1 protein-coding gene is annotated in these 1,576 nt (G+C 50.4%); it reads right to left on the minus strand.

Translation table 11 applies throughout. The features are described 5' to 3' along the window. Window positions 1–167: 167 nt before the first annotated feature. Window positions 168–1,130: an SGNH/GDSL hydrolase family protein gene (locus LKK83_RS01820; protein ID WP_324629058.1), complete on the minus strand. Its 963-nt coding sequence runs from the start codon at window positions 1,128–1,130 to the stop codon at window positions 168–170. Window positions 1,131–1,576: the final 446 nt, after the last annotated feature.

Below are 1,576 nucleotides of genomic sequence, written 5' to 3' on the forward strand. Positions count from 1 at the left end.
GGATGTGCCGACCAGTTGGGAGAAGCCTAGAACCAATCTCTGGAATGTCAAGCCACCGCAAGCCGGGGCGTTAAGCAGTGATGCAAAATAAGCAAGCAGGTTTGAATTGGTTTAATTGGTTCAGCGCAGAAGCTGAGGAACCCCAACAGAGCTACCGCCTACCGAAATCAATGTGGCTTGTTATTGTTGAAAAACGGGATTAATGCGTTGCCGATCGCTCGAGCGACAAATTCGTTACCCTTCGGACTGAGGTGAATGTGGTCTCGGTAGAAGCGATCGCCCTGTTCTACCGCATTGAATTGGGGCAAAAAATCAATATATTCTATCTGCTGCTGCTGGGTAAACTCCTGCAAGCGCTGACGCAATTTCACTTCATAATCGCGCGGACCGGGTTCGCCGAGTTCGCGCCGCAATGGCGTCATTGCCAGGAGAAATTTACTATTATTTTCCCGCGCCAGTTGATGAATTTGGCGAATGGCTTCGATATTTTTGCCCACTAAATCGCCTTTTTCCTCCGGTAAAGAGGGCAGCGGGGGGGCGGGTAAAATGTAGCGAGTGAATGCTTCGGCGATCGCGAAAGGGGGTTTGCGCGCCGGATAGTTGCGATCGCGCCCCACCACCAGCGACGCGGGCATTCTGCCAAACAAATCATCCGTATTGATAGTCAACACCAACACCTGCGCCCCAAACATCCCAAATCGCTGCAAATACGCCAACTCATTTCGCGGTCCCCAGGAATTGGCAGAAGCATTATAAACTTCCACATCCGCCAGCGCAGACCCAGACTCAGACACCAACTCGCTTTTTAACTCTTGAGTCATCAAGGCGGAAATGGTATCATCTTGGTCAGTCCACCATCCGCCATTGGCCACAGAATCTCCTAACAGCAACACGCGCCAGGTATTCTCGGGCACCACAGGGGTAATGGCAGGACTCCGCATGGAATATTCGTTAATCTCCATGCGATTGCCAAACCGCCGCACTCCCTGATTCGGCGCGAGTCGATAGCCGATTTTGTCATCGGGAAGATAAATCGGCGGATTGCCAAACCCGACGATCGCCCTTAACCCCACCTCCACGGCGATCGCCAACCCAACCACCACAGCAAAAACAATCAGCGCGATTTTCACTCCCCCATGCCCTCAATCCATACTCCGCATTCTGCTGTCTAGATTAAACGCGATCGAGCGCATTTGACCAGCCATTCCCTGCACCTGTTTGCCCTCCCTTTGCCTTTATAGCAGTTCTCATATGGGTGAGGTAACGAATTTTTTACCTCGGAGGTGCAAGCGCGGTGGGGACTATTCGGCTGCGGATCGCATCAACCAACAGACCTGCTATATTTCACCACCACCACGCGATCGGTGGAAAAAAAACATACCAATTAGCGCAATGGTTATTTATCCCTAGTCCAACTCCCAGGGATAAAAAAAACATACCAATTAGCGCAATGGTTATTTATCCCTAGTCCAACTCCCAGGGATAAAAAAAACATGCCGATTAGCGCAATGGTTATTTATCCCTACTCCAATTCCAGGCATGGAAAAAAACATGCCTATTAGCGCAATGGTTATTT

The sequence above is a fragment of the Phormidium sp. CCY1219 genome (assembly GCF_035615515.1).
GTDB lineage: Bacteria > Cyanobacteriota > Cyanobacteriia > Cyanobacteriales > Laspinemataceae > CCY1219.